Source organism: Streptomyces sp. SID12501 (assembly GCF_010550245.1).
Taxonomy (GTDB): Bacteria; Actinomycetota; Actinomycetes; order Streptomycetales; family Streptomycetaceae; genus Streptomyces.
In genome coordinates this window covers 64,670-87,075 of record NZ_JAAGLU010000036.1, presented here as the reverse complement: position 1 = coordinate 87,075, position 22,406 = coordinate 64,670, and the positions used below count along the sequence as shown (strand labels likewise).

Here is a 22,406-nt window from a genome sequence, read left to right as displayed (position 1 = left end):
GCGCTCGTGGGCTCAGCCGAAGCGGCCCGCCACGTAGTCCGCCGTGCGCTGGTCCTGCGGGGTGCCGAACACGTCGTCGGTGGAGCCGTGTTCGACGATGCCGCCGGGCGTGCCCTGTTCGGCGAGGAAGAACGCGCACCGCTGGGAGACACGGGCGGCCTGCTGCATGTTGTGGGTGACGATCACGACGGTCACCTGGCCGGCGAGCTCGTGGATCGTCTCCTCGACCCGGCGGGTGGAGGTGGGGTCGAGGGCCGAGCAGGGTTCGTCCATGAGGAGGACCCGGGGGCGTACGGCCAGCGCGCGGGCGATGCACAGGCGCTGCTGCTGGCCGCCGGAGAGTGCGCCGCCCGGCTGGCGGAGCCGGTCGCGCACCTCCTTCCAGAGGCCCGCCCGGGTCAGCGACTCCTCCACGATCTCGTCCTTCTCCCGGCGGCCGGTACGCGTTCCGGTCAGCCGCAGGCCCGCCACCACGTTGTCGTAGATCGACATGGCGGGGAACGGGTTCGGCTTCTGGAAGACCATGCCGATCCGGCGCCGCGCGTCGGTCAGCCGCCAGGACGGGTCGTAGATGTCCTCGCCGTCGAGGAGCACCTCGCCCGCCAGCGCCGCCGACGGGATCATCTCGTGCATACGGTTGAGGGTGCGCAGGAACGTCGACTTGCCGCAGCCGGAGGGACCGATGAGCGCGGTGACCTGACCGGCGGGCATGGTGAGGGAGACCCGGCTGAGCACCTGGTGGCTGCCGAACCAGGCCGCCACGGCGCGGGCTTCCAGCGTGGCGGGCACGGTGGCAGCACCGGCCGGCGCCGACGCCGGAGTCGGAGCCGACGCGGCGGGCAGGACGATCGTGTCGGTCACGGAATCGGCCACGGAATCGGTCAGGGAGTCAGTCAGCGAGTCGGTCACGTCGGGTACCTCGTGTCGGAGAAGTCGGGGCGCGGAAGGCGTCGCTGCGAGGCTCACAGCAGGTTCGGCAGCAGCTCGGTGGCGCGGGTGGCGACCTGGAGGCCCAGGACGGCGACGACCGGGGCGAAGACGATCCACGTCTGGTGCCGGCCCCACCGGTGCCAGGTCCACACCGCGGCGACCGCCGCGAGCAGCAGGGCCTGGAGCCACATCACCAGTGGCCAGGGCACCCCGGAGGGCCGGGCGAGGGGCTCCTCGGCCTGTGGCAGGGTGCCGGAGCGGATGACTGCCGCCGGGGTCTCGGCGGGCGCGGACACCAGGTCGGCGTCGACGCGCAGGACACCGTCCGGCATGAAGCGCGGGCCGGTCGCGGTGACCAGCACCAGGCGCCCCTTCCCGGCGGCGAGGGCGGCGGGCGCCGGATCACCGGCCCGTCGTACGCCGGTGACCTGGTACTTGGCCTTGCCCTGGCCGGTGACGACGGTGAAGGTGTCGCCCGCCGCGAGGTCGGCCAGCTGCCCGAAGGGGCCGCCGTACGCCGCCGCGCGGCCCATCAGCACGCTGGTGCCGGCCTGCCCGGGCATCGGGGTGTCCCGGCGGTGACCGGGGCCGTCGGTCAGCACCGCGGAGTCGGTGCCCTCCATGACGACCTGGGACAGATGCAGGGCGGGTACGTCGATCAGCGCGACCGGTGTGCCCGGCGCGAGCAGCCTGCCCTCCTGGTCGACCTGCGCCACCGGGGCGGTGCCCTGGGCGAGTTGGTCGCGCAGGGCATCGAACTCGGCCTGCTGGGCGCTGTGTTGCTGGATGCCGCTGAGCAACAGCAGCTGTGCGGTGACGCCGAGCAACAGGGCGGCGAGGCTGAGCAGGCCGCCCCGGGCGAGGTGGCGCACGACGGTGACGCTCGCGACGCGTGTCCGGGACGCGGACGCCACCGGTGCCGTTCCCGGCGCAGGTGCCGGTGCGAGCGTGGTCTGTACGGCGACCGTCACGGCGGCCCGCCTCCTTCGCGGTTCAGGGGGTTTCGATGAGGGGTCCGGGCGGGCCGGGGGACCGTGGCGGCGGTCCCCCGGCCCTCGGGAGAGAGGAGCAGCGATCAGGTGGACTTGACGACGAAGTTCGCGCCGTTCTTGGAGACCACCGTCGTCGAACCGGCGTAGAAGGCGTGCAGCGTGTGCTTGCCCTTGGCCAGCTTCGGCAGGGTGATGGTCACCTTGCCGGCGCTGAGCGTGCCGGTGGCGATGATGCGGGTGCCCTCGTAGACACGGACCGTGCCGGCGGGCGTGGTGCCGGTCGCGGTGACCTTCACCGTGACCTTGGCGCGGGCGGTGTGGCCGACCGAGGCCGGGGCGGTGGCGGTGACGGCCGGGGTCGCCTTGGTGACCTTCAGGGAGACGGTCGCCGAGGAGGAGTTGAGCTGGGCGGCGCCCGCGTAGGAGACGGTCAGGGTGTGCGTGGCCACCGTGAGGTGGTTCGACAGGCTGACGGTGACCTTGCCGACGCTGCTGAGGGTGCCGGTGCCGAGGGTGGTCGCGCCCTCCTTGACGGTGACCTTGCCGGTGGGGACGACGCCGTGGGTGCCGGTCACGGTGACGGCGACCTTCGGGGCGACGCCGTACGCGGCCGTGGCGGTGGTCGCCTTCGTGGTGCTGGCGTACTTGACGGCGCCGGTCCAGGAGGCGGCGTCGCCGGTGCCGATGAGGTTGGCGGCGGCGACCGAGGCGGTGTAGGTGCCGGTGGCGAGGCCCGAGAAGGTGTACGACGTCGTCGTGGCCGGAACGTCCTTCGTGGCCACGACGCCGCCGTCGGCGCCGAGCAGCGTCACGCGGTAGTCGGTGACGGGCTGGGCCGGGGCGGGGCTCGCGGGGGTCCAGGCCAGCTTGACGCTCGCGTCGCCGAGGGTGGTCTTCAGGGCGGGTGCGGCGGGCGTCTTGGCTTCGAGGCCGCTGATCTCCAGGCCGCCGACCTTGGCGTGCTTGGCGAGGTTGACCGAGCCGTTGTACGACTCGTTCACGAAGCCGAACTTGGCGATGACCCCTTCGGCGGCGTCGGAGGCGAGGGCCGCCTCGTGGGTACCGCTGGTGACGAAGACGTCGTAGATGTCCTTGTCGAAGAAGACGCTGCTCGGGTCGATCGCCCGGGTCGGGACGACGTTGTAGACGTCGCGGCCGAAGGTGGCGTTCTCGTAGTAGCCGCCGACCGGGGAGAGCTTGCCGTTGACCGTGGTGACCGGGCTGGTGGCGCCGGTGTCGCCGGGCAGCGTGACGCTCGCCAGGTGCGCGCCGGCGGCGACCGCGTCCTTGCTGTGGTCGGGGGCGATGTCGTTGTTCTGCGCGATCCAGCTGCCCACGGAGAACGGGACGAGCGTGCCGTCCGCGGTGAGCGCGGTGTCGGCCTGGTTCTCCTGGACAGTCGTGATGCTCGTGTCGACCGTGTTCTCGTTGAGGCCGATCGCCCCGAGGAAGAACTTGCGGGTGCCCGAGCCGCTCTGCGGGAGGACGGGGTGCACGGTCTGGCCGTTCACCTTGTGGTCGCTGCCGGCCGCGTAGACGTCGTGCAGCTGGTCGACCGTCAGGGTGTCGAGGCCGGAGCCGCGGACCGCGACACCGACCGCGTCCCGCGCGAACGGGATGTAGGTGAGCGCGGTGCCGGAGACGCTCGGGCCGCCCGAGGAGCGGGCGAAGTCGACCTGGCTCTTGACGGAGACGCCCGTCGCGTTGGGGAAGAGGTCGCCGGTCAGCGACATGCTGAGCGCGGTCCGGCCGGGGCCGGAGCCGTTGGGCCGGTTGAACGTCGTACCGCCCGACCGGGTCTGGATGGTGGCGGAGCCGATCGCGTCGTACGAGGCGATGCCCGCGCCGGCCGTCGACTTCACGGCGGTGTCGGCGTAGCTGTTCTCGGCGACCTTGTCGCCGGCGAGGGCGTTCAGGACGTCCTGGGTGGTGTCGGAACCCACGCCCACGAGCTGGCGGAACGTTCCGGCGGGGGTGGGGTCGGCGGACGCCGGGCTCGCGAGAGCCAGCGTGCCGGACACCACGGCGGCGGCGACCATGGCCGCCGTGAGGCGCGTTCTGCGCATCGAGGTTCTCCTGTTGTGCGTCGTGTGGAACCGGTGGATCTGGCAGATCTTGCGGGTATGGCAGGGTGGTACGGGCTGTCCGCCCCGACTGCGATTCGGGGCGGGCGGCCGTCTGTGGGGAGCTCCGGCCCGGGGGCCGTGGCTCCGGGGGCTCAGCCCCGGCCGGGTGGCAGCAGCCTGCGCAGCCGCTCCGGCAGGGTGAGTCGGGGGACGACGGTCACGGTGCGACCGCCGGGAAGCGGGACCCTGAGCGGCAGCCGGAGCCGGCCGCCGCCCGCGAAGGGCGCCCCGATACCGGCGGCGGCGCCGAGCGCGGCGCCCACCGGGACGGCGTAGCGCAGCGCGTTCGCCGGGTCGGCGGGCGTGGTGCCGAGGGCGGTGGTCTCGACGGCCTGGCCGCCGCCGTACGAGGGCCGGTCGCTCGGTGACGCGCTCGCGCCGCCGGACGCGGCACCGCCGGTGGTACCACCGGCGGCCGTGGCCCCGCCCTGCGTGCCGCCGGAGGTGCCGGACCCGCCGCCGGACGTGCCGCCGCTGGATCCCCCGCTCGCGCCGCCGGAGGAGGACGAGCCGCCCGGGTCGGCGGACGGGCCGGTGTAGTGGGCGAGGGCGGTGGCGGCCTTGGCCGTCCGGTCCCGCAGGGCCTTCGGCAGCGGGGCGTAGCCGACCGGGAGGCGGCCCGGGTCGGCGCCGCTGATCTGGCCCTTGCCGGCCGCGTACGTCAGCAGGGTCGCGTAGTCCTTGCGGGCGGCGGGGTCGAGCTTCGCCGGGCGCACTGCCGCGTAGACGAGCTGTGCGAGCGGGTACGCGCCCTTCGCGGTCGCCTTGGCCGGAACGATCTCCGGGGCCTTCGCGCCGGACGCGCTCGCCGCGGCGGCGGTGAGGGCCGCGGGGGTGGGTGCGGTGAACGTGCCGGCGGCGTTGCGCAGCCGCGCGGTCTGGAGGCCGTAGCGGGCGGCGGAGGCCGCGTCGGTCACCGTGATCACGAACCGGGAACCGACCGTCTGCGGACCGGGGGTCTTGTACGCGGGCGGGCTGGCCAGCGGGTCCCAGGTCGCCTTCCAGAGGCTGTCGGCGCGCCGGGTGTGCAGGGCGCCGGCGTGCATGTCCGACACGTAAGGATGGAAGTCGATCATGCACTGCTTCTGCGTGGCGCCGGTGCCCGGCGGGATCGTGCACCACGGGTCGCTCTTGGGGTACGTGTCGATGGCGGCCGGGTCGAAGGCGAAGCCGGTGGGGTTCACGTCCGTGTTGGTGCTGAAGTACGGGTTGACCTTCATGCCCCAGTCGTCGGAGACGCCCGCGAGGAAGTTGCGGGCCTCCTTGTCGGAGACGATCCACTGCCAGACCGCGCGTGCCGAGTCGCTGTGGCCCAGCGCGGTGAGCAGGTCGGTGTCGGTGGCCGGGGTCTCGGGGACGGACAGTTCGGCGAACTCCGGGTTGAGCGAGATGAATTCGGGGTCGCTGGCCAGTCCGGCCGGGTTGTTCGTCGCCCAGCCGTAGCCCTTCGCGGCGGTGGTGCCGATGACCGCTCCCCAGGGGGAGTTGCGGTAGGACTCGGTGAGCAGTTTGGCGACCAGCCGGGGGGTCAGGTCGAGCGACTCGACCTTGGTGCCGGCGAGCTTGCGGATCGCCTCGGAGGCTCCTGCCTTGGGTCTGCGTTCGACGGTGAAGCCGATGACGGTGCCCGAGAGCGTGGTCGGCGCGTAGACGGTGGGGTCCGCCGGTGCGGTCGTGCCCGCGTCCGCGCCGAGGGCCCGGGTGGTGAACGCCAGGCCCGAGGAGCCGTCGGCGATAAGGCCGGAGCGGGTGTCGGGCTCGCCGAGTTCCGTGTAGCCGTACACCTTGCCGCTCGGGCAGAGGGCGGTCTGCCAGCTGCCCATGGCGTCGGCGGCGAGTTCGCTGCCGCTGGTGGCGCGCTCGTCGGAGCCCAGCGCGCAGTTGGCGCCGACCGTGTTGAAGCCGAGCCGGACGGCGACGCGGTTCTTCCAGTTGGTCGCGGAGACCGGGGAACCGGCGTTGACCTGGCTGGTGTCGGCGTACGGCTTGCCGTCCAGGTCGAGATGGCCCTGCGGCACGATGACCAGCCAGCAGGAGCGGGGCTTCACGGTCCCGTTCTGCCGTACGGGGGTGCCGCAGCCCAGGTGCGGGGCCTCGTTGGCGGTCTGCACCTCGACGTACTCGCGGCCGGTGCCGTCGGCGCCGGTGCGGGCGAAGTCGACCTCGTTGGTGGTGTTGCGGTTGAACAGGGCGTTGTTCTGGGTGCCGGAGGTGATCAGCGTGCCGTCGACGGCTTTGAAGGGGACCTCGCCGAGCCCGGTCACGTTGCCTGCGCCGTAGCGGTTGTCCTGGCCGTAGTTGGTGGGGTCGGCGCTGTAGAAGACCTTGCGGGTGTCGTCGTACTCGTTGCCGGGCCAGCTGCCCCGGTCCGTGGTCGGGGAGGCGCCGTACTGGCACTGGGTGCGCGACGGGCCGGGGTTGGCGGCGACCGTGCCGTCGTCGTCGCCCCAGCACTGCATGATCTGTACGAAGTCGGTGTTGAACAGGGTGCCCGCGAGGGTGGTCGGGGTGCCGCCGGTCCAGGAGACGGTGACCGCCTGGCTGGTGAGGTGCTCGGTCTGGCTGACGGTGAACCGCATGTCCGCGAACTCGCCGCGCCCGGAGACGGTGACGGCGGAGCCGCTGCCCGAGGCTGCGGCGGTCGCGGGCGGGGCGGTCTGCGCGACGGCGAGCCCGGCGAGGGCCCCGACAGCCGCCCCGGCAGTGAGGCGCACCAGCAGCCGGCGTATCCGACTCGTGCTCATGGCCGTCTTCATCGCGAGTTCCCGTCCGTGGTGTCGCCGCCGGTACCAGTGCCGGTGCCGGTGCCGTTGCCGCCACGAGCACCGAGCGCCCGTGCCACGGCGGACGGCAGCAGGACGAGCCCGAGGATGAGCAGCGCCGCGAGCAGCATCAGGGTCTGGGTGCCGGTCCAGCCGCCGCGTCCGGCCACGGCGACCGGCTGGGCCAGGGCGATCGTCCCGTCGACGGCGGTGCCGCCGCCCGAGCCGGAGGCATTGCCACCCGAGGACGAGGACAGCACCTGCCCGGTATCGGGGTCGACGGCCGGCTTCCCGTCGCCACCCCCGCTCGCCGCCGTACCGCCCGCCGCACTGCCGCCGCTCGCCGAGCCGCCGGTGCTCCCCCCGGACGCGGTGCCCCCGGCCGCCGTACCGCCGGTCGCGCCCCCGGACGTCGTACCGCCGGAACCACCCGAACCACCGCTGCCGGAGACCGGTTTGGCGCCGCCGCTGCCCGTGGTGCAGGGCGCGGCGCCCTTCTTGTCGCAGGCGGCCGGGTAAGGGGCGGTCTCAGCAAGCCTGTTGCGACCGTCGGCGCTGAAGGTGGGGTTGTTGCAGCCCTTGATGTTGATGTTCTGCGTCTTCACACCGGGGATCCGGCGGATCTGGTCGAAGCCCGCCTGCACCAGGTTGATCGGCAGCGGCGAGTAGCCGAGCTTGGGCGCCTGTTGCTGGCCCTGGCACATGAAGTAGTAGGAGAACGCGCCGAGCGTCTTGCCCTTGTCCTCGGTGAAGGTGCCCTGCACCTTCAGCGGCAGGATCATGTACGAGTAGCTGGACAGCGGGTAGTTGCGCTTGTCGGCGTCGTTGTAGACGCCTTCGAGCTTCTGGGTGAGGTAGTCGGCGGAGTTCTTGTTGGTGTTGATCCTCGCCTTGAGCAGCGACACGGCGACGTTCTTAGGAGTCGGCTCGGTGTAGTAGCCCGCGTGGTTGAGGACCTTGGCGACCGGATAGCCCTCGTTGATGGCGTACGAGTAGTTGACGTACCCGATCGCGCCCTCGCCGTAGTTCTGGGCGACGTACCCCGCCACGCCCGGGTCGCCGGACTGGGCGATCATGCCGGAGACGGTCGGGTAGTACGAGGTCTGCCCACAGGCACCCGAGCGGCCGACGCGGGCGCAGTACGCCTTCCACAGCGACGCGTGCTGGTTGGCCATCCACATCGTGAACTGGGCGGTGGAGCCCGAGCCGTCGGAGCGGACGACGGGCACGACGGCTCGGTGCGGCAGCTGCAGCCCCGGGTTGTCGGCCTTGACCACCGGGTCGTCCCAGTACTTCACAACACCGGTGAAGATCTTGGTGACGACGTCTCCGGAGAGGCGGAGGTTGGTGACCTTCCTGCCGTTGACCGTCAGGTGGTACATGAAGGAGGTGCCGCCGGCCACGATCGGCATGTAGGCGTAACTGCCGGAGGACGGGCGCTCGGCGGCCGAGCCGTCGGTCGGGTTGGTCTGGAACGGGATGTCCGAGACCGCGAAGTCCACCGTGCCGCTGAGGAACTGGCGGCGGCCGTCGGAGGAGCCGCCGCCGGCGTAACTGATCCGCATGCCGTACTGGTTGACGGCCTTGCGCCACTGTTCGATGGCGTTCTCCGCCCAGGTCGAACCGGCCCCGGCGACCGGGGTGTAGCTCTCGGCCGCCGCGGGCGCGGTTGCCGGCCCGGCGAGCAGCGCGGCGACCACGCCGAGCAGGACGGCGAGAGTCGCCGGCGCGCGCAGGCGCCGGAGAGCGGTGGTGAGGTGGCTGGGCATCAGTCGGTCTCTCCGGGGGCCGGTGCGTGGGTGGGTGCGGGGCGAGGGGTGGGCGCCCGGCCTTCGGCCGGGCCGTCGATCCCACACTCATCACCCGTGCTGCTCTCGTAGTCGGGTACGGGTGGCCTCTGTGTGGCGTCCCCGCCGTCGGCGACTGCCGCGGGTTCAGGGGCCGAGGTGTCGAACAGCGACAGCCCGGCCGCGGACGCGGGCGTGTGCAGTTCGTCGAAGCGGGCGACGTCGCGGCGGGAGGCACGGGCGGTACCGCGGGCCTGGCGGCGGGTCTGGTGGCCGGGGCCACGTCCACCGATGACCCGGGCGACCACGAACAGCACCAGCACCATGGTCATCAGCACGGCCGCCGCGCCGAAGCCACGGGCGATCATCTCCGGCTGCGGCGACTTGACGAAGTTGAAGACGGCCAGCGGCAGGGACACCATCGGCCCGGCGGTCGGGTCGGCGTTGAGTGCCGCCGTGAAACCGGCGGTCAGCAGCACGGGCGAGGTCTCGCCGATACCGCGCGCGGTACCGAGGATGACGGCGGTGGCGAGCCCGGAGCGGGCGGTGGGCAGGACGACGTGCCACACCGTGCGCCAGCGCGGCGCGCCGAGCGCCTCCGCCGCCTCGGTGAGGGTGCCCGGTACGAGCCGCAGCACCACGTCCGAGGCCCGGATCACGATCGGCAGCATCATCACGCTGATCGCGAACCCGGCCGCGAGGCCCGACTTCTGCATGCCGAGGCCGAGAATCCAGACGGCGTACACCATCAGGCCGGCCACGATCGACGGGAGCGCGGTCATCGCCTCGACGATGGTGCGGACGAAGCGGGAGAAGCGCCCCGGGAGCTGGTTGAGGTAGACGGCACAGGCCAGTCCGAGCGGCACGGTGATCGTCAGCGCGATGCCGATCATGATCAGCGTGCCGACCATCGCGTGGGCGATACCGCCGTTCGTCAACGGGTCGAGCGGGCCCGCCGCCTGCATGTCCTGGGTGAAGAAGTTGGCGTGCGGCAGGGCGTCCTTGCCGCGCCAGGCCGTGAACCCGACGACGAGGGCGAGGGCCGAGAACAGCAGCGAGGCCGCCGTCCACAGCACGACCGTCATCACCCGGTCCCGGACGGCCTGCCCGTCCTCCTCGAACCCGGTCAACACCGCGTAGACGGCGAGGAAGACGAGATAGGCGGTGACGGCGAAGCCCAACGTGCCGGAGAACGGGGCGAGTTCACCGAACAGCAGGACCGTGACACACAGCGCGGAGGCGGCGGCACCGGCCAGCGACAGCACGGCGGAGCGACTGACACCACCGATACGGCGGGGCTGTTCGGGGGCCGCCACAAGTTCGGGCACGACAGACACGACGGTCCCGACAGGCTGGGCGGCCTCGACGAAGGTCTCTTCTGCTTCTACGACGGTCATCTCATGCCTCGCTCTGGGCGCCGGAGCGGGAGCGGGCCGCGACGGAGGAGGCGGTGAAGTTGACCGCCAGGGTGAGCAGGAACAGCGCCAGGCCCGCCGCCATCAGCGCCGACATCCCGAACTCGGAGGAGTCTCCGTAGTGCAGGGCGATCAGGGAGGAGACCGAGTTCGAGCCGGTCTGCAGGATGTGCGGCTGGATGGTGAAGACCGGCGAGATGATCAGGTAGACCGCGATGGTCTCGCCGAGCGCCCGGCCGAGCCCCAGCATCGTGCCGCCGATGATGCCGCCCTTGCCGTACGGCAGGACGACCGAGCGGATCATCCCCCACCGGGTGGCGCCGAGCGCGTAGGCACCCTCCCGCTCGCCGGCCGGGGCCTGCGAGAAGACCTCGCGCATCACCGAGCACTGGATCGGCGCGACCATGAGCGCGACGACGATTCCGGCGACGAAGGTGGACGCCGTGTACACGCTGTCGGAGGCGAGCGGATCGCCCGGCTGGACGCCGTCCACCGTGAACAGCGGTATCCAGCCGAGCCAGTCGGACAGCCAGCGCGACAGCCCGATCACATGCTGCTGGAGGAAGAACAGCCCCCACAGCCCGTACACCACCGACGGTACGGCGGCCATCAGGTCGACCATGCTCACGAGGGTGCGGCGCAGCCCGCGCGGGGCCACGTCGGAGATGAAGAGCGCCGTCCCGACGGCCAGCGGTACGGAGATGGCCACCGCGACGAGGGCGATCAGCAGGGTGCCGGTGAGCACGGCGGCGATGCCGAAGTTGTGAACGTCCGGCTGCCAGGCGGCAGTTGTGAGGAACGCGAAGCCCCGGGCATGCAGCGCCTGCCCCGCCCTGAGCAACAGGAACAGCCCGACGGCCGCCATGATGGCGAGGACGACAACCCCCGTGGCCGTCAACTGGATCCGGAAGACCCGGTCACCGAGCCCCCTGGCGGCGGACAGCCGCCGCGGCACGGATCTGTCGGACTCCGGTCTGCCGGAACCCACCTGCGTGGACACCACGTACGCCCCTCAAGAAACGGAAACGACTCTCCCCACGCGGCACCGAAGGCACCGTGCGAGGAGAGTCAATGGCCGGATCCTGACGTACCGACGCGTCAGATATGGACTTCACGTGAACGAGCCATGTCAACCTGGTGGGGCAGCTGTGGAGATGGGCCCGGCGTTCCCGGGCCCAGGGAAGGTCTTTACGGTGTGGCGCTGTCCGTGACCTCTCGATCCGGCCGCGGGAAGCTCCCGGCCCGGCCGGCCCGTTCCTCTCCCGTGGCGAAGAACCTGCGCACATAGTCGTCCGGCGGGAGCCCGCTCTCCCGCATCGAGGAGAACACCTCGGCGCCTTCCCCCGGGGAGTCGAACATCGCGTACGCCTCGGCGAAGTCCACGTACTCGACGGCGTCCAGGTCCTCGCAGTACGCGGCGGCCTCCGCCTCTCCCTGGGCGATCGCCTCGCCCAGGGACCGGGCGACCCACAGGGTCACCCTCTCCTCGTACACCTCCAGGTGCCGGTGGCGGAATACGCACCGGACGCCGTACCAGGACGGTTCGTTCGTGTCACTCATGACCGTTTCCTCTGCCGTCGCCCCCGAGATGCCTCCGCGCCGTGCGCACCCGGCCGGTCACCGGCCCGCCCGCCGGGGCCCCGCGACAGATGCGGGCGCTTATTCGCCCACCGCCTCGAACCGCCACCGGTGCACAGCCCTGACCACCAACCCCGCGCCCGGCTCCGGAAGTTCGGGCAGGTCGGCGTCGTACTCCGCGTCCCACCAGGTGATGACGAGGACGCGGTCCTGGGGAGCCCGTAGCGTCTCCCGGCGCACCGGAGTCTCCGCCAGCTCCTGCGCCCTTGCCCAGGTGAGGAGTTCGTCCCCGCGGCCCTCGACGGCCCGGGCCTCCCACATCAGCGCGACGGTCACGTGTACAGGTTTCCCTTGCTGGCCTCATGCACATGGTCATGCGAATGCGTGTGACTGTCGCTGTCGCTATGGCTGTCGCTGCGGCTGTGTCCCGGCACATGCGGGTCGGTCACCGGCAGCGAGGAGTCCGCCGACAGGTCCCAGTCGGAGGGGGCCCGGTTGCGGGCGACCATCTCGGCGCCCAGAGCGGCCACCATCGCGCCGTTGTCCGTGCACAACTTGGGCCGGGGCACCCGGAGTTGGATACCGGCCGCCTCGCACCGCTCCTTGGCGAGTGCCCGCAGCCGGGAGTTGGCGGCGACACCCCCGCCGATCATCAGGTGGTCGACGCCCTCGTCCTTGCAGGCCCGCACCGCCTTGCGGGTCAGCACGTCCACCACCGCCTCCTGGAAGGAGGCCGACACGTCTCGCACCGGCACCTCCTCCCCCGCCGCCCGCTTCGCCTCGATCCAGCGGGCCACGGCGGTCTTGAGCCCGGAGAAGGAGAAGTCGTACGCGGCGTCGCGCGGCCCGGTCAGCCCGCGCGGGAACGCGATGGCCTTCGGGTCGCCCTCGCGCGCGTACCGGTCGATGACCGGGCCGCCGGGGAAGCCCAGGTTCAGCACCCGCGCGATCTTGTCGAAGGCCTCGCCGGCCGCGTCGTCGATGGTCGCGCCCAGGGGCCGTACGTCGGAGGTGATGTCCGAGGAGAGGAGGAGCGAGGAGTGGCCGCCGCTGACCAGCAGGGCCATCGTCGGCTCGGGCAGCGGCCCGTGTTCCAGCTGGTCGACGCAGATGTGGGAGGCGAGATGGTTCACGCCGTACAGCGGCTTGCCCAGTGCATACGCGTACGCCTTCGCCGCCGAGACCCCGACCAGCAACGCGCCCGCGAGCCCGGGACCGGCGGTGACGGCGATGCCGTCGAGGTCCTTCGGGCTCACCCCCGCTTCCTTCAGCGCCCGCTCGATCGTCGGCACCATCGCCTCCAGGTGCGCCCGCGAGGCCACCTCGGGCACGACACCCCCGAACCGGGCGTGCTCGTCGACGCTGGACGCGATGGCGTCCGCGAGGAGCGTGGTCCCCCGGACGACACCGACGCCGGTCTCGTCGCAGGAGGTCTCGATGCCGAGGACGAGCGGCACGTCCCTGGAGTCAGCCATTGCTCTCGGTTCCTTGTGCTGAAGGGGCTGAAGGGGCTGAGGAAGTCGAGGGAGTCGAAGGCACCGATGCCGCCGGGTCGCGCAGCCGCATCACCAGGGCGTCGACGTTCCCCGGCTGGTAGTAGCCGCGCCGGAACCCGATGGGCTCGAAGCCGAACCTCTCGTACAGCTTCTGCGCGCGCACGTTGTCCACCCGGCACTCCAGCATGACCTCGGTGCACTCGAACGCGGTCGCCGCCCGCAGCAGCTCGGTCAGCAGCACGGCACCGAGGCCGGTGCCCCAGTGCTCGCGGGCGACGGCGATCGTCTGCACGTCGGCCCCCGTGGCGGAGCCGTTGTCGGATTCGGTACCGGCGACGGCGAGCCCGCCGTACCCGATGATCCGTCTGCCGCCGCCCTCCGCGCGCTCGTCCTCGGCGACGAAGTACCGCCGGGTCGCGTGCGGTCCCCGCGCATGGGCCAGGTCGGACCAGAACATGCCCCGGGACCAGGCGTCCTCGGGGAAGAGGTCCCTCTCCAGTTCCAGCGCGGGCTCGATGTCCCACCAGCGCATCTCACGCAGCACGGCAGTCGTCACTTCGGGGTGACCACCTTGTAGTTCTTGGGGACCTGCGCGTCGGGTCGGCGCAGGTAGAGGGGCCGGGGGGCCGGGAGTTCGACGCCCGCCGCCAGCCGTTCGGCGGCCAGGGAGGCGAGGGCCGCCGCACAGACGTGCTCGGGCGCGTGCGCGCTGGGGAAGGTGTCCGGGTAGAGCAGGGCGCCCGCTCCGACGGCCAGCAGTCCCGCGACCTGGTCCGCGATGTCCGCCGGCCGGTCGACGGACGGCTCCGTCACTCTCGTACGGGAGTCGCTGTAGCGCGCCCAGTAGACCTCCTTGCGGCGGGCGTCGGTCGCCACGACGAAGGGGCCGTCCTCGATGTCGGAGGCGTACGCGAGGCCGTCCAGGGTGCAGACGCCGTGTACGGGGACGCCGAGGGCGAATCCGAAGGTGTCGGCGGTCATCAGGCCGACGCGCAGCCCGGTGTAGGGGCCGGGGCCGATGCCGACGACGACGACGGTGACGGCGTCGAGGCCCGTGCCCGCCTCGGCGAGGATCCGGTCGACGGCGGGCAGCAGCAGTTCCCCGTGCCGTCGCGCGTCGACCTGGCTCGACGCGGCGACAACGGCCGTCCCGTCGTGCAGGGCGACCGTGACGGCCGGGGTGGCGGTATCCAGAGCGAGCAAGAGCACGCGAACAGCCTACGGCGCCCGCGCCCCGCGCACGGCCGCTCCGGTCGGCGGTACGGCTGCTGCTACCGTCGCCACAAAACGGGACGTACAAGACGAAGAGGTGGGCACTGGTGACCAGGAGCGGCTCGGGATTCGTGGCCGGGCTCACCGCGACGGCTCTCGCCACGGTCGGCTTCCTCGCCTACCAGGCCTCGGCGAACGCCCCGCTGCGCCCGGGCGCCGAGCGCGTTTCCCCCACGGCGCCGGTGACGGCCTCGAAGGTCCCCCGGGACACCCGGCATCCCGACGCCCTGCCGGCCGGCTCCGGAACGGGCAGGCGGGTCGTGTACTCCCTGGACGACGACCGGGTGTGGCTGGTCGGCGACAACGGCAGGGTGCGCCGCTCGTTCCCCGTCGCGCCGGGGACGGTCGATCCGGCGCCGGGCAGCTATCTGGTCACGTCCCGCTCGAACTCGATCACGGGGACCGACGGCACTCCGATCGAGCACGTCGTGCGGTTCACGGGCGTGGACGGCGTGGGCATCGGCTTCAGCGCGGCGGTGGACGGCTCGGCTCCGCTGCAGGACCCGGAGGCGCGCACGGGCGGCATCCGGGAGACCCGGCCGGACGGGGACGCGATGTGGGAGTTCGCGACGATCGGCGAGAAGGTCGTCGTGATCCGCTGAACGCGCTACGCGGCTTTCGGCTGCTGCCGGACGGGCGCCTCGGGCGGGCGCGGAGGCGTCGAGATCGCGCGGGCGGCGGCACAGGACGCCAGCAGATCACGCATGGACACCCCGGAGACCGCGTACGGCTTCGACCTGGGCGTGCCGATGCTGGTGCTCGTGCTGCTGCTCGTGCTCGCGCCCTCTATAGCCGACATGGACGCCTCCTGAAGTTCGGGGGCGGGCGTGGTTAGGTAAGCCTAACCACGGACTGGGTACCATGTGACCACGCGTGAGACGCCGAACGCAACATCTTGCCGACGGATTGTCGGAACATTCACGCAAACGTTCATACGACGCTCAGGTCAACCGTCGCCCACCGCTCCCCCACCCCCGTGAGGGTGACGTGCCGGACCTCGTCCGTGTCCGGGGGTCCGGGGGTCGTCCCCCGGGAAGGCACAGTCCCGACGGCCCGGTGGATGAGGAGATGGAGGCGGTCGTCGGTCAGCTCCTCGACCTTGCCCTCGCCCCACTCCACGACGATGACGGACTCGGGCAGGGAGACGTCGAGGTCGAGGTCCTCCATGTCGTCGAGACCGCCGCCCAGCCGGTACGCGTCCACGTGGACGAGCGGCGGGCCGTCGCCGAGGGAGGGGTGGACGCGGGCGATCACGAAGGTGGGCGAGGTGACCGCACCCCGGACCCCGAGCCCCTCGCCGAGCCCGCGCGTCAGCGTCGTCTTGCCCGCGCCGAGCTCACCGGTGAGCATCACGAGGTCGCCTGCCCGCAGCTGCCCGGCGAGCCGACGGCCCAACTCCCGCATCTCGTCGGGCGAGTTGACGGTGAGCTCGGCGGACGAGGAGGGCGTCGGGCGCGCGGGGGACTCAGCCGGGGTGTCGTGCGCTGCTGCTGGTGCTTCCATAACCGGAAACGGTAGCCCCTGCCGGCACGGCGCCCGCGCGGGTGAGCAGGTCGGCGAGCCGGTCGGTGACCGCCTCCGGGTGCTCCAGCATCACCAGGTGCCCGGCGTCCGGCACGAGGACCAGCTCGGCGTCCGGCAGCAGGTCGGCGATGGCCTCGCTGTGCTCGCTGGGCGTGACGAGGTCGCCGACCCCGGCCAGCACCAGCACGGGCAGGTCCTTGAAGTGGCCGAGGGCCTCGGTCTTGTCGTGCTCGGTGAAGGCCGGGTAGAACTCGGCGACGACATCGATGGGCGTGCTCTCGATCATCCGCTCGGCGAACCGGGCGACAGCGGGGTCGACGTCCCGCGACGAGAACGAGTACCGCTTGATGATGCCGGCGAAGAGATCGGTGGTGGCCCGCCGCCCCCGCTCCACCCACTCGGCCTGCTGCCCCAGCGCCTTCAGTACGCCGGGCAGCACCCGCCGGACCGCGTTCACGCCCGCGACGGGCAGCCCGAAGTTGACCTCGCCGAGCCGCCCGGACGACGTACCGACGAAGGCGACCGCGACGACCCGCTCCCGCACCAGATCCGGGTACTGGTCGGCGAAGGCCATGACGGTCATCCCGCCCATCGAGTGCCCGACGAGCACGATCGGCCCCTCGGGCACGGCGGCGTCGAGGACGGCCTTCAGATCCCGCCCGAGCTGGTCGATGGAGAGGACCACACCCTCGTGCTGGGCGACTCCGCGCCCCGACCGCCCATGGCTGCGCTGGTCCCAGTACACGCTGCGGACGACCCCGCGCAGGGCGGCCCGCTGGAAGTGCCAGGAGTCCTGGCTGAGGCAGTAGCCGTGACTGAAGACGACGGTGACGGGGGCCGGGGCCTTGCGCCCGAAGAGCCGCCGCCGGCGCGGGGTGAGGGCGGGCGCGGCCTCCGGGTCGACGTCGTCGACCTCGTAGTACAGCTCGGTGCCGTCGTCGGCGTACGCCTTCCCCGGGGTGCCGCGCAGCGCGCCGTACGGGCCCGTCGAGTCGAGCGCCATCCGCGCCCGCTCGCGGATGCCGCGCCCCACGGTGAGCCGCTCGACGGCGACCCCCGCGGCGGCACCGGCGGCCACCACTCCTATGGCGACGCCCGCGATACCGGTCGCCCGGCGCCACCCCCCGCCCGTCGCCCCCGCGGCGGAGGCCACGACCGCCGTGGCGGCGCTCGCGACGACCTCCGCACTGCTCTCGCTCACGTACCGCTCCTTGCTGGAATTACCACTGAAGACTGGAACTGCCTGCCACTAGGACTTGAACTGCCGCTAAGGCTGGAACCACCACTGAGGTCGCCGCGGTTACTCGTGCCGCCGACCGAGGAACCCCGCGGGCGCCTACCCCTCTCGGTCCTCTTCCTCATTCACATTCACGTACACGCGGGGCACCCGGGTTCCGATGCGGGTGATGATTTCGTACGCGATCGTCCCGGCCGCCTGTGCCCAGTCCTCGGCGGTGGGCTCGCCTCGGTCGCCGGGCCCGAAGAGCAGGACTTCCGCGCCCTCTTCGGGCTCGTCGCCCCCGAGGTCGACGACGAACTGGTCCATGGCGACCCGCCCGGCCACGGTCCGCCACTTGCCGCCGATCAGGACGGGGCCGGTGCCGGAGGCGTGGCGCGGGATGCCGTCCGCGTAGCCGACGGGGACGAGGCCGAGGGTGGTGGCGCCGGGGGTGACGTAGTGGTGCCCGTAACTGACGCCGTGCCCGCCCGGTACGTGCTTGACCAGCGCGAGCGAGGCGGCCAGCGTCATCACGGGGCGAAGACCGAGGTCGGTGGAGCTGCCGATCTCAGGACTCGGCGAGATCCCATAGACAGCCACCCCCGTCCGTACGAGGTCGAAGTGCGTGTCCGGGCGGCTGAGCACGGCGGGCGAGTTGGCGAGGTGCCGCACGTCGGGCCGCAGTCCGTGCCGCTCGGCGTAAGCGACCATCTCGTGGAAGCGGGTGAGCTGGGCGTCGATGGAGGGATGCTCGGGTTCGTCGGCACAGGCGAGATGGGACCACAGCCCGGTCACCCGGATCAGCCCGTCACGCTCGGCGGGCAGCGCGGCGGCGACGAGCGCGCACCAGTCGTCCCCCGGCTGGCAGCCGCCGCGCCCGAGCCCGGTGTCGGCCTTGAGCTGGACGCGCGCGGGCCGCCGGGCGGCGGCGGCTGCCTCAACGACCTCCCGCAGGGCCCACATCCCGCCCACCGACACGTCGATGTCGGCCTCGATGGCGGCCTGCCAGGGCCCGCCCGGGGTCCAGAGCCAGCACATGACCCGTACGTGGGCGGGAATCCCGGAGGCCGGATCCCGCAGCGCGAGCGCCTCCTCGGGGGTGGCGGTGCCGAGCCACTCGGCGCCCGCCTCGACGGCCGCCCGAGCACACCGGAGGGCCCCGTGGCCGTACGCGTCGGACTTGACGACAGCCATCAGCGCGGCGCCGCGCGCGCGGGCGCGCAAGGTCCGTACGTTGGCCCGCAGGGCGGCCAGGTCGATCTCGGCGCGGGCTCGCAGGGCGACGGCCGGCGGGGCTGCTGTCTCACTCATGGCGCCCCCAGTGTCTCAGAGGGACCGTGGAGCACACCCGCGGCTACCCCGCGGCCCGCCGTCCCCACACGTACACCCGGTCGCCCGTCTTGAGAACACCCCAGAGCGTACGGGCGTCGGCGAGCCGCATATTGACGCAGCCCATGGAGCCGACGGTGGTGTGGATGCTGCCGTAGACGGCGTGGAAGGCCTGGCCGCCGCTGAAGAACTGGGCGTAGGGCATGGGGGTGTCGTAGAGGGTGGAGTGGTGGTTCTTGTGCTTCCAGTAGACCTTGTGCCACCCGCCGCGCGTCGGGTAGACCGTCCGTCCGCTCCGGACGGGCACGGGCCCGTAGACGACCTTCTTCCCCTTCTGCACCCAGGTCAGCTGCCGCCCGAGATCGACACAGGCGACGCGGTAGGTCCGCACGGGACACCTGCCGGCGGCGTTCGGATTCTTCTTCGCGGACAGCAGCTGCATCCGGGACCAGGTGACGGGCCCGGCGAATCCGCTGTCCGGCTTGATCCTGTACTTGCGCTGGAACTCGCGGACGGCCCGGCAGTCGGCGGCGGACTGCTTCCCGTCCACCTTCAGCTTCAGCCAGAACTCGACCTGCCGCTGATAGGGCCCCGTCAGCTTGGAGCAGGCCACTTTCCGGGCGGCGTCACGCAGAGGTACGTACTCGATGAGGTCGTACGTCCCCCGCGCGGCCTCCGCCGGTTCGACGGCGTCCTCTTGTCTCGTCGGCGTGTACACCTGCGGCGCGAGCACCTGGTCCGGGGTGTCGAAGGTCCAGGGCTGGGAGGGGGCGGGGGGCACGCCGGGCACGAGGACACCCTCGGTGCCGGGGGTGGGGGCGGACGGCACGGGGTCCGCGAAGGCGGGGCCGCCGGGCGGCAGCACGGCCGCTGCGACAAGCAGCGCGGTGAGCCCCCGGAGCACGAACGGTCGTCGACTGATCATGTGATCAGGAGAACGCGGGGTTGACGCCACCGGGCTCAGCCGCGCGGCGGAGTCACCCGACCGTGCGCCTCAGGACCTCAAACGCCCCGACCATCCCGCACTTCCGGGCCGTCCCGAACATCCCGGACGTCCCGCCAGGCCCTCGCCACCCCCTCCGCGACATCCTGCGCCCCCACCGGCGCCCCCTCCGACGCCAGCCGCCCCGCCAGCCCGTGCAGATACGCCCCCGCACTCCCCGCGTCCAACGCCGAAAGCCCCGCCGCCAGCAACGACCCGCTCAGCCCCGAGAGCACGTCACCGCTCCCGGCGGTGGCAAGCCACCCCGTACCGGTCGCGTTGACCCGTACGGCACCCCCCGCCGGGTCGGCGACCAGCGTGGTCGAGCCCTTGAGGAGAACGGTCGCCCCGTAACGGGCGGCGAGTTCACGCACCGCCGACAACCGCCCGCCCTCCACCTCCCCACGCCCCACACCGAGCAGCGCGGCGGCCTCCCCGGCATGCGGAGTCATCAGCGTCGGCGCGGTACGCCCCCGTACCGCCCCCCGCTCCGCCAGCCGCAGCCCGTCCGCGTCGATCAGCACGGGTACGTCCGCCTCCAGCACCTCGGCGACCGTCGCGGCGTCCTCCCCGGCCCCGGGCCCCACGACCCACGCCTGTACGCGCCCCGCCTTGTGCGGCCCCTGGTCGGACACGAGCACCTCGGGAAAGCGGGCGATCACCGCGTCGGCCGCCGGCCCCACGTACCGCACGGCCCCGGCACCACCCCGCAGCGCCCCGGCCACGGCGAGGACGGCGGCCCCCGGGTACCGCGCCGACCCCGCCGCGATCCCGACGACGCCCCGCCGGTACTTGTCACTCTCGACCCCGGGCACCGGCAACAGCCGGGCGACGTCCGCGTGTTGCAACGCCTCCAGCTCGGCCAGCTCGGGAAGCACCTCCCCGAGCCCGATGTCGACGAGCCGCACCGTCCCGGCGTACTCCCGCGCGGGATCAATGAGCAGCCCCGGCTTGTGGGTCCCGAAGGTCACGGTCAGATCGGCCCGGATGGCGACCCCCCGCACCTCACCGCTGTCGGCGTCGACCCCGCTGGGCAGATCGACGGCGACCACGGCGGCCCGCGCCTCCCGGACCTTCTCGGCCAACACCAGGGCGTCACTCCGCAGGCCGCCACGCCCCCCGATCCCGACGATGCCGTCGACGACGAGGTCTGCGCGCCGGATCACCCCCTCGACGCCGTCACCCTGGGCGCCCATCACGGTCCCGCCTGCTCCCCGCAGCGCAGCGAGCCCCCCGGCGTGCGTGCGCTCCGGGGCGAGCAGCACCGCCGTGACACCGGCCCCGCGCCGGGCGAGCCGGGCCCCGGCGTACAGGGCGTCGCCGCCGTTGTCACCGCTGCCGACGAGAAGAACAACCCGGCTGCCGTACACCCGCCCCATCAACTGCCCGCAGGCGACGGCCAGTCCGGCCGCCGCTCGCTGCATGAGCGCACCTTCCGGCACCCGCGCCATCAGCTCACGCTCGGCCGCCCGTACCGTCTCCACGCCGTACGCAGTTCGCATACGCCGAGTCTCCCGCACGGCCGGCCGACCGGCCCGCCGCACACGGCTCCCACCCCCACAAGGGCGGCTCTGTCCTGCCTCTACCCCTCCGCGATCACCACGGCCGAAGCCACCCCCGCGTCATGGCTGAGCGACACATGCCATGACCGCACCCCGAGTTCCGCCGCCCGCGCGGCCACAGTCCCCGTCACGCGCAGCCAGGGCCGCCCGCTGTCCTCGACGCAGACCTCCGCGTCCGTCCAGAGCATGCCGCCCGGAGCGCCCAGCGCCTTGGCGAGCGCCTCCTTCGCGGCGAACCGCGCGGCAAGCGAGGCGGCACCCCGGCGCTCACCACCGGGCAGCAGCAACTCGCTCTCCAGGAACAGCCGTCGGGCCAACCCGGGCGTCCGCTCCAGCGAGGCCCGGAACCGCTCGATCTCGGCGACGTCGATCCCGACTCCGATGATGCTCATCCGGGCACTCTACGATCCGTCAGACCTGTTCAGGAGCATCACCCGGCACAACCTCCGGGTCCCCGGCGAACAGGCCCTCCGCGCGCTCCGCAGTTCCGACGCGGTCGAGCCAGTCGTCGAGGCGGGCAAGGTCGGCGCAGGCGGTGACGCGGTCGCGGATGTCGTCGGAGACGGGGAGCCGCCTTACTTCCAGCACGGTCAGAATCGTCTTGACCTTCCCCTTCACCAGGCCGTTCGCATAGCCGATGGCCCACTGCTCGGCGTATCCCGGCGGCCAGTTCTCGATCTTTCCCCGCAGATACGCGATCTCTCCAGGCGACAACCCCTCCCGCTTGAGGATCTCCTTGAGCCTGCGGTGGAGTTCGGCCATGGCTCGCTCGGGCGAGAGGCCCACCAGAGCCATGGCCGCCACAAGCCCCGTGGCGATGCCGGAGACTTCCTCTTCCAGTTCCAGGCTCATCACGCGGCGGCCCGCAGCTCGCACCACACGAATTTCCCACGGTTCCCGAATCGGGACAGCGGCTGCCACCCCCACAGATCGGCACAGGCCACCACCATCCCGAGCCCGCGCCCGTCCTGCGACTCGACGAGCTGTTCCAACTCCCTTGGCGGCTCCGGCGGGCGGGGGTCCGCGTCCCAGGCCCCGATCCGCAGGACGCCGGCCGACCAGCGGACGCGTAGGGCGGCGGGGCCCTTGGTGTGCCGCACCGCGTTGGACACCAACTCGGTGGCGAGGAGTTCGGCGGTGTCGACGAGGCTGATCAGTCCGTGCATGGTGAGGATGAGGCGGAGGGTGCGGCGGCTGACGGTGACGGCTCGCAGGTCGTTCGGGATGTACAGGGAGTACTCCCAGGACTCGGGGTCGGACGTGAACTCGGGTTCGGCATCGATTTCAGGCATGCGTCAACTCCCGTTCGGTGGTGGGGGTCGCGGTCGGGCGGGTGGTGGCATGCCGCAGCCGTCGTGGCAGGACGGAGTGGTGCGCTTCCGGGGATCCCGGCGTTCCGCAGAGTGTGCGTCGCGTCACCTACGGTACGTCT

Annotated in this window: 21 protein-coding genes; 1 reads left to right on the top strand and 20 read right to left on the bottom strand. The window is 72.3% G+C overall.

The window, feature by feature from the left end; translation table 11 throughout:
- Positions 1-12 precede the first annotated feature (12 nt).
- From pstB to tsaB, 12 genes are all read right to left on the bottom strand, one after another.
- Positions 13-777: a phosphate ABC transporter ATP-binding protein PstB gene (gene pstB, locus G3I71_RS34940; RefSeq protein WP_203732194.1), complete on the bottom strand. Its 765-nt coding sequence runs from the start codon at positions 775-777 to the stop codon at positions 13-15.
- Positions 778-962: 185 nt separating this feature from the next.
- On the bottom strand, positions 963-1,901 hold the full coding sequence (locus G3I71_RS51565; protein WP_164321113.1) for a sortase: 939 nt from the start codon (positions 1,899-1,901) through the stop codon (positions 963-965).
- Positions 1,902-2,005: 104 nt separating this feature from the next.
- The gene (locus tag G3I71_RS34930; protein WP_164321111.1) at positions 2,006-3,988 is read right to left on the bottom strand and encodes an Ig-like domain repeat protein; all 1,983 of its coding nucleotides are present in this window, start codon (positions 3,986-3,988) and stop codon (positions 2,006-2,008) included.
- Between the two features lie 152 nt (positions 3,989-4,140).
- Entirely contained in the window at positions 4,141-6,792 is a 2,652-nt protein-coding gene (locus tag G3I71_RS34925; protein ID WP_164321109.1) for a hypothetical protein, read from the bottom strand.
- 8 nt (positions 6,793-6,800) lie between these two features.
- Complete coding sequence (locus G3I71_RS34920) at positions 6,801-8,579, bottom strand: substrate-binding domain-containing protein (RefSeq protein WP_164321107.1); 1,779 nt, start codon at positions 8,577-8,579, stop codon at positions 6,801-6,803.
- Positions 8,579-9,994 (bottom strand): phosphate ABC transporter permease PstA, encoded by a 1,416-nt coding sequence (gene pstA, locus G3I71_RS34915; RefSeq protein WP_164321105.1) that lies wholly within the window; start codon positions 9,992-9,994, stop codon positions 8,579-8,581. The genes G3I71_RS34920 and pstA overlap by 1 nt, the downstream gene beginning before the upstream one ends.
- Before the next feature lies 1 nt (position 9,995).
- The gene (pstC, locus tag G3I71_RS34910; protein WP_164321103.1) at positions 9,996-11,015 is read right to left on the bottom strand and encodes a phosphate ABC transporter permease subunit PstC; all 1,020 of its coding nucleotides are present in this window, start codon (positions 11,013-11,015) and stop codon (positions 9,996-9,998) included.
- A gap of 185 nt (positions 11,016-11,200) precedes the next feature.
- Entirely contained in the window at positions 11,201-11,572 is a 372-nt protein-coding gene (locus G3I71_RS34905; protein ID WP_164321102.1) for a hypothetical protein, read from the bottom strand.
- A 99-nt stretch (positions 11,573-11,671) separates the two neighbouring features.
- Positions 11,672-11,926, bottom strand: coding sequence for a hypothetical protein (locus G3I71_RS34900; protein WP_164321100.1), 255 nt, complete (start codon positions 11,924-11,926; stop codon positions 11,672-11,674).
- Positions 11,923-13,065 (bottom strand): tRNA (adenosine(37)-N6)-threonylcarbamoyltransferase complex transferase subunit TsaD, encoded by a 1,143-nt coding sequence (tsaD, locus tag G3I71_RS34895; RefSeq protein WP_164321098.1) that lies wholly within the window; start codon positions 13,063-13,065, stop codon positions 11,923-11,925. The genes G3I71_RS34900 and tsaD overlap by 4 nt, the downstream gene beginning before the upstream one ends.
- Complete coding sequence (locus G3I71_RS34890) at positions 13,058-13,642, bottom strand: GNAT family N-acetyltransferase (RefSeq protein WP_164321096.1); 585 nt, start codon at positions 13,640-13,642, stop codon at positions 13,058-13,060. The genes tsaD and G3I71_RS34890 overlap by 8 nt, the downstream gene beginning before the upstream one ends.
- Positions 13,639-14,295, bottom strand: a complete 657-nt coding sequence (gene tsaB, locus G3I71_RS34885) for a tRNA (adenosine(37)-N6)-threonylcarbamoyltransferase complex dimerization subunit type 1 TsaB (protein WP_164321094.1) — start codon at positions 14,293-14,295, stop codon at positions 13,639-13,641. Before tsaB ends, G3I71_RS34890 begins: the two co-directional genes overlap by 4 nt.
- A 110-nt stretch (positions 14,296-14,405) precedes the next feature.
- Between tsaB and G3I71_RS34880 the strand changes: the two genes are divergently transcribed.
- Positions 14,406-14,960, top strand: a complete 555-nt coding sequence (locus tag G3I71_RS34880) for a hypothetical protein (RefSeq protein WP_343243152.1) — start codon at positions 14,406-14,408, stop codon at positions 14,958-14,960.
- 328 nt (positions 14,961-15,288) lie between these two features.
- On the opposite strand, the gene tsaE is transcribed toward G3I71_RS34880, so the two are convergent.
- From tsaE to G3I71_RS34835, 8 genes are all read right to left on the bottom strand, one after another.
- Positions 15,289-15,861, bottom strand: coding sequence for a tRNA (adenosine(37)-N6)-threonylcarbamoyltransferase complex ATPase subunit type 1 TsaE (gene tsaE, locus G3I71_RS34870; RefSeq protein WP_164321090.1), 573 nt, complete (start codon positions 15,859-15,861; stop codon positions 15,289-15,291).
- Entirely contained in the window at positions 15,824-17,083 is a 1,260-nt protein-coding gene (locus tag G3I71_RS34865; protein ID WP_164321088.1) for an alpha/beta hydrolase, read from the bottom strand. Before G3I71_RS34865 ends, tsaE begins: the two co-directional genes overlap by 38 nt.
- 135 nt (positions 17,084-17,218) lie before the next feature.
- On the bottom strand, positions 17,219-18,412 hold the full coding sequence (alr, locus tag G3I71_RS34860) for an alanine racemase (RefSeq protein WP_164321086.1): 1,194 nt from the start codon (positions 18,410-18,412) through the stop codon (positions 17,219-17,221).
- Between the two features lie 43 nt (positions 18,413-18,455).
- The gene (locus G3I71_RS34855) at positions 18,456-19,355 is read right to left on the bottom strand and encodes a L,D-transpeptidase family protein (RefSeq protein ID WP_164321084.1); all 900 of its coding nucleotides are present in this window, start codon (positions 19,353-19,355) and stop codon (positions 18,456-18,458) included.
- Positions 19,356-19,432: 77 nt separating this feature from the next.
- Complete coding sequence (locus G3I71_RS34850) at positions 19,433-20,914, bottom strand: NAD(P)H-hydrate dehydratase (protein WP_164321082.1); 1,482 nt, start codon at positions 20,912-20,914, stop codon at positions 19,433-19,435.
- A gap of 80 nt (positions 20,915-20,994) precedes the next feature.
- Positions 20,995-21,366 (bottom strand): holo-ACP synthase, encoded by a 372-nt coding sequence (locus G3I71_RS34845; protein ID WP_164321080.1) that lies wholly within the window; start codon positions 21,364-21,366, stop codon positions 20,995-20,997.
- Positions 21,367-21,385: 19 nt separating this feature from the next.
- Positions 21,386-21,853, bottom strand: coding sequence for a hypothetical protein (locus G3I71_RS34840; RefSeq protein ID WP_164321078.1), 468 nt, complete (start codon positions 21,851-21,853; stop codon positions 21,386-21,388).
- Positions 21,826-22,266: an ATP-binding protein gene (locus tag G3I71_RS34835; RefSeq protein ID WP_164321076.1), complete on the bottom strand. Its 441-nt coding sequence runs from the start codon at positions 22,264-22,266 to the stop codon at positions 21,826-21,828. The genes G3I71_RS34840 and G3I71_RS34835 overlap by 28 nt, the downstream gene beginning before the upstream one ends.
- Positions 22,267-22,406: the final 140 nt, after the last annotated feature.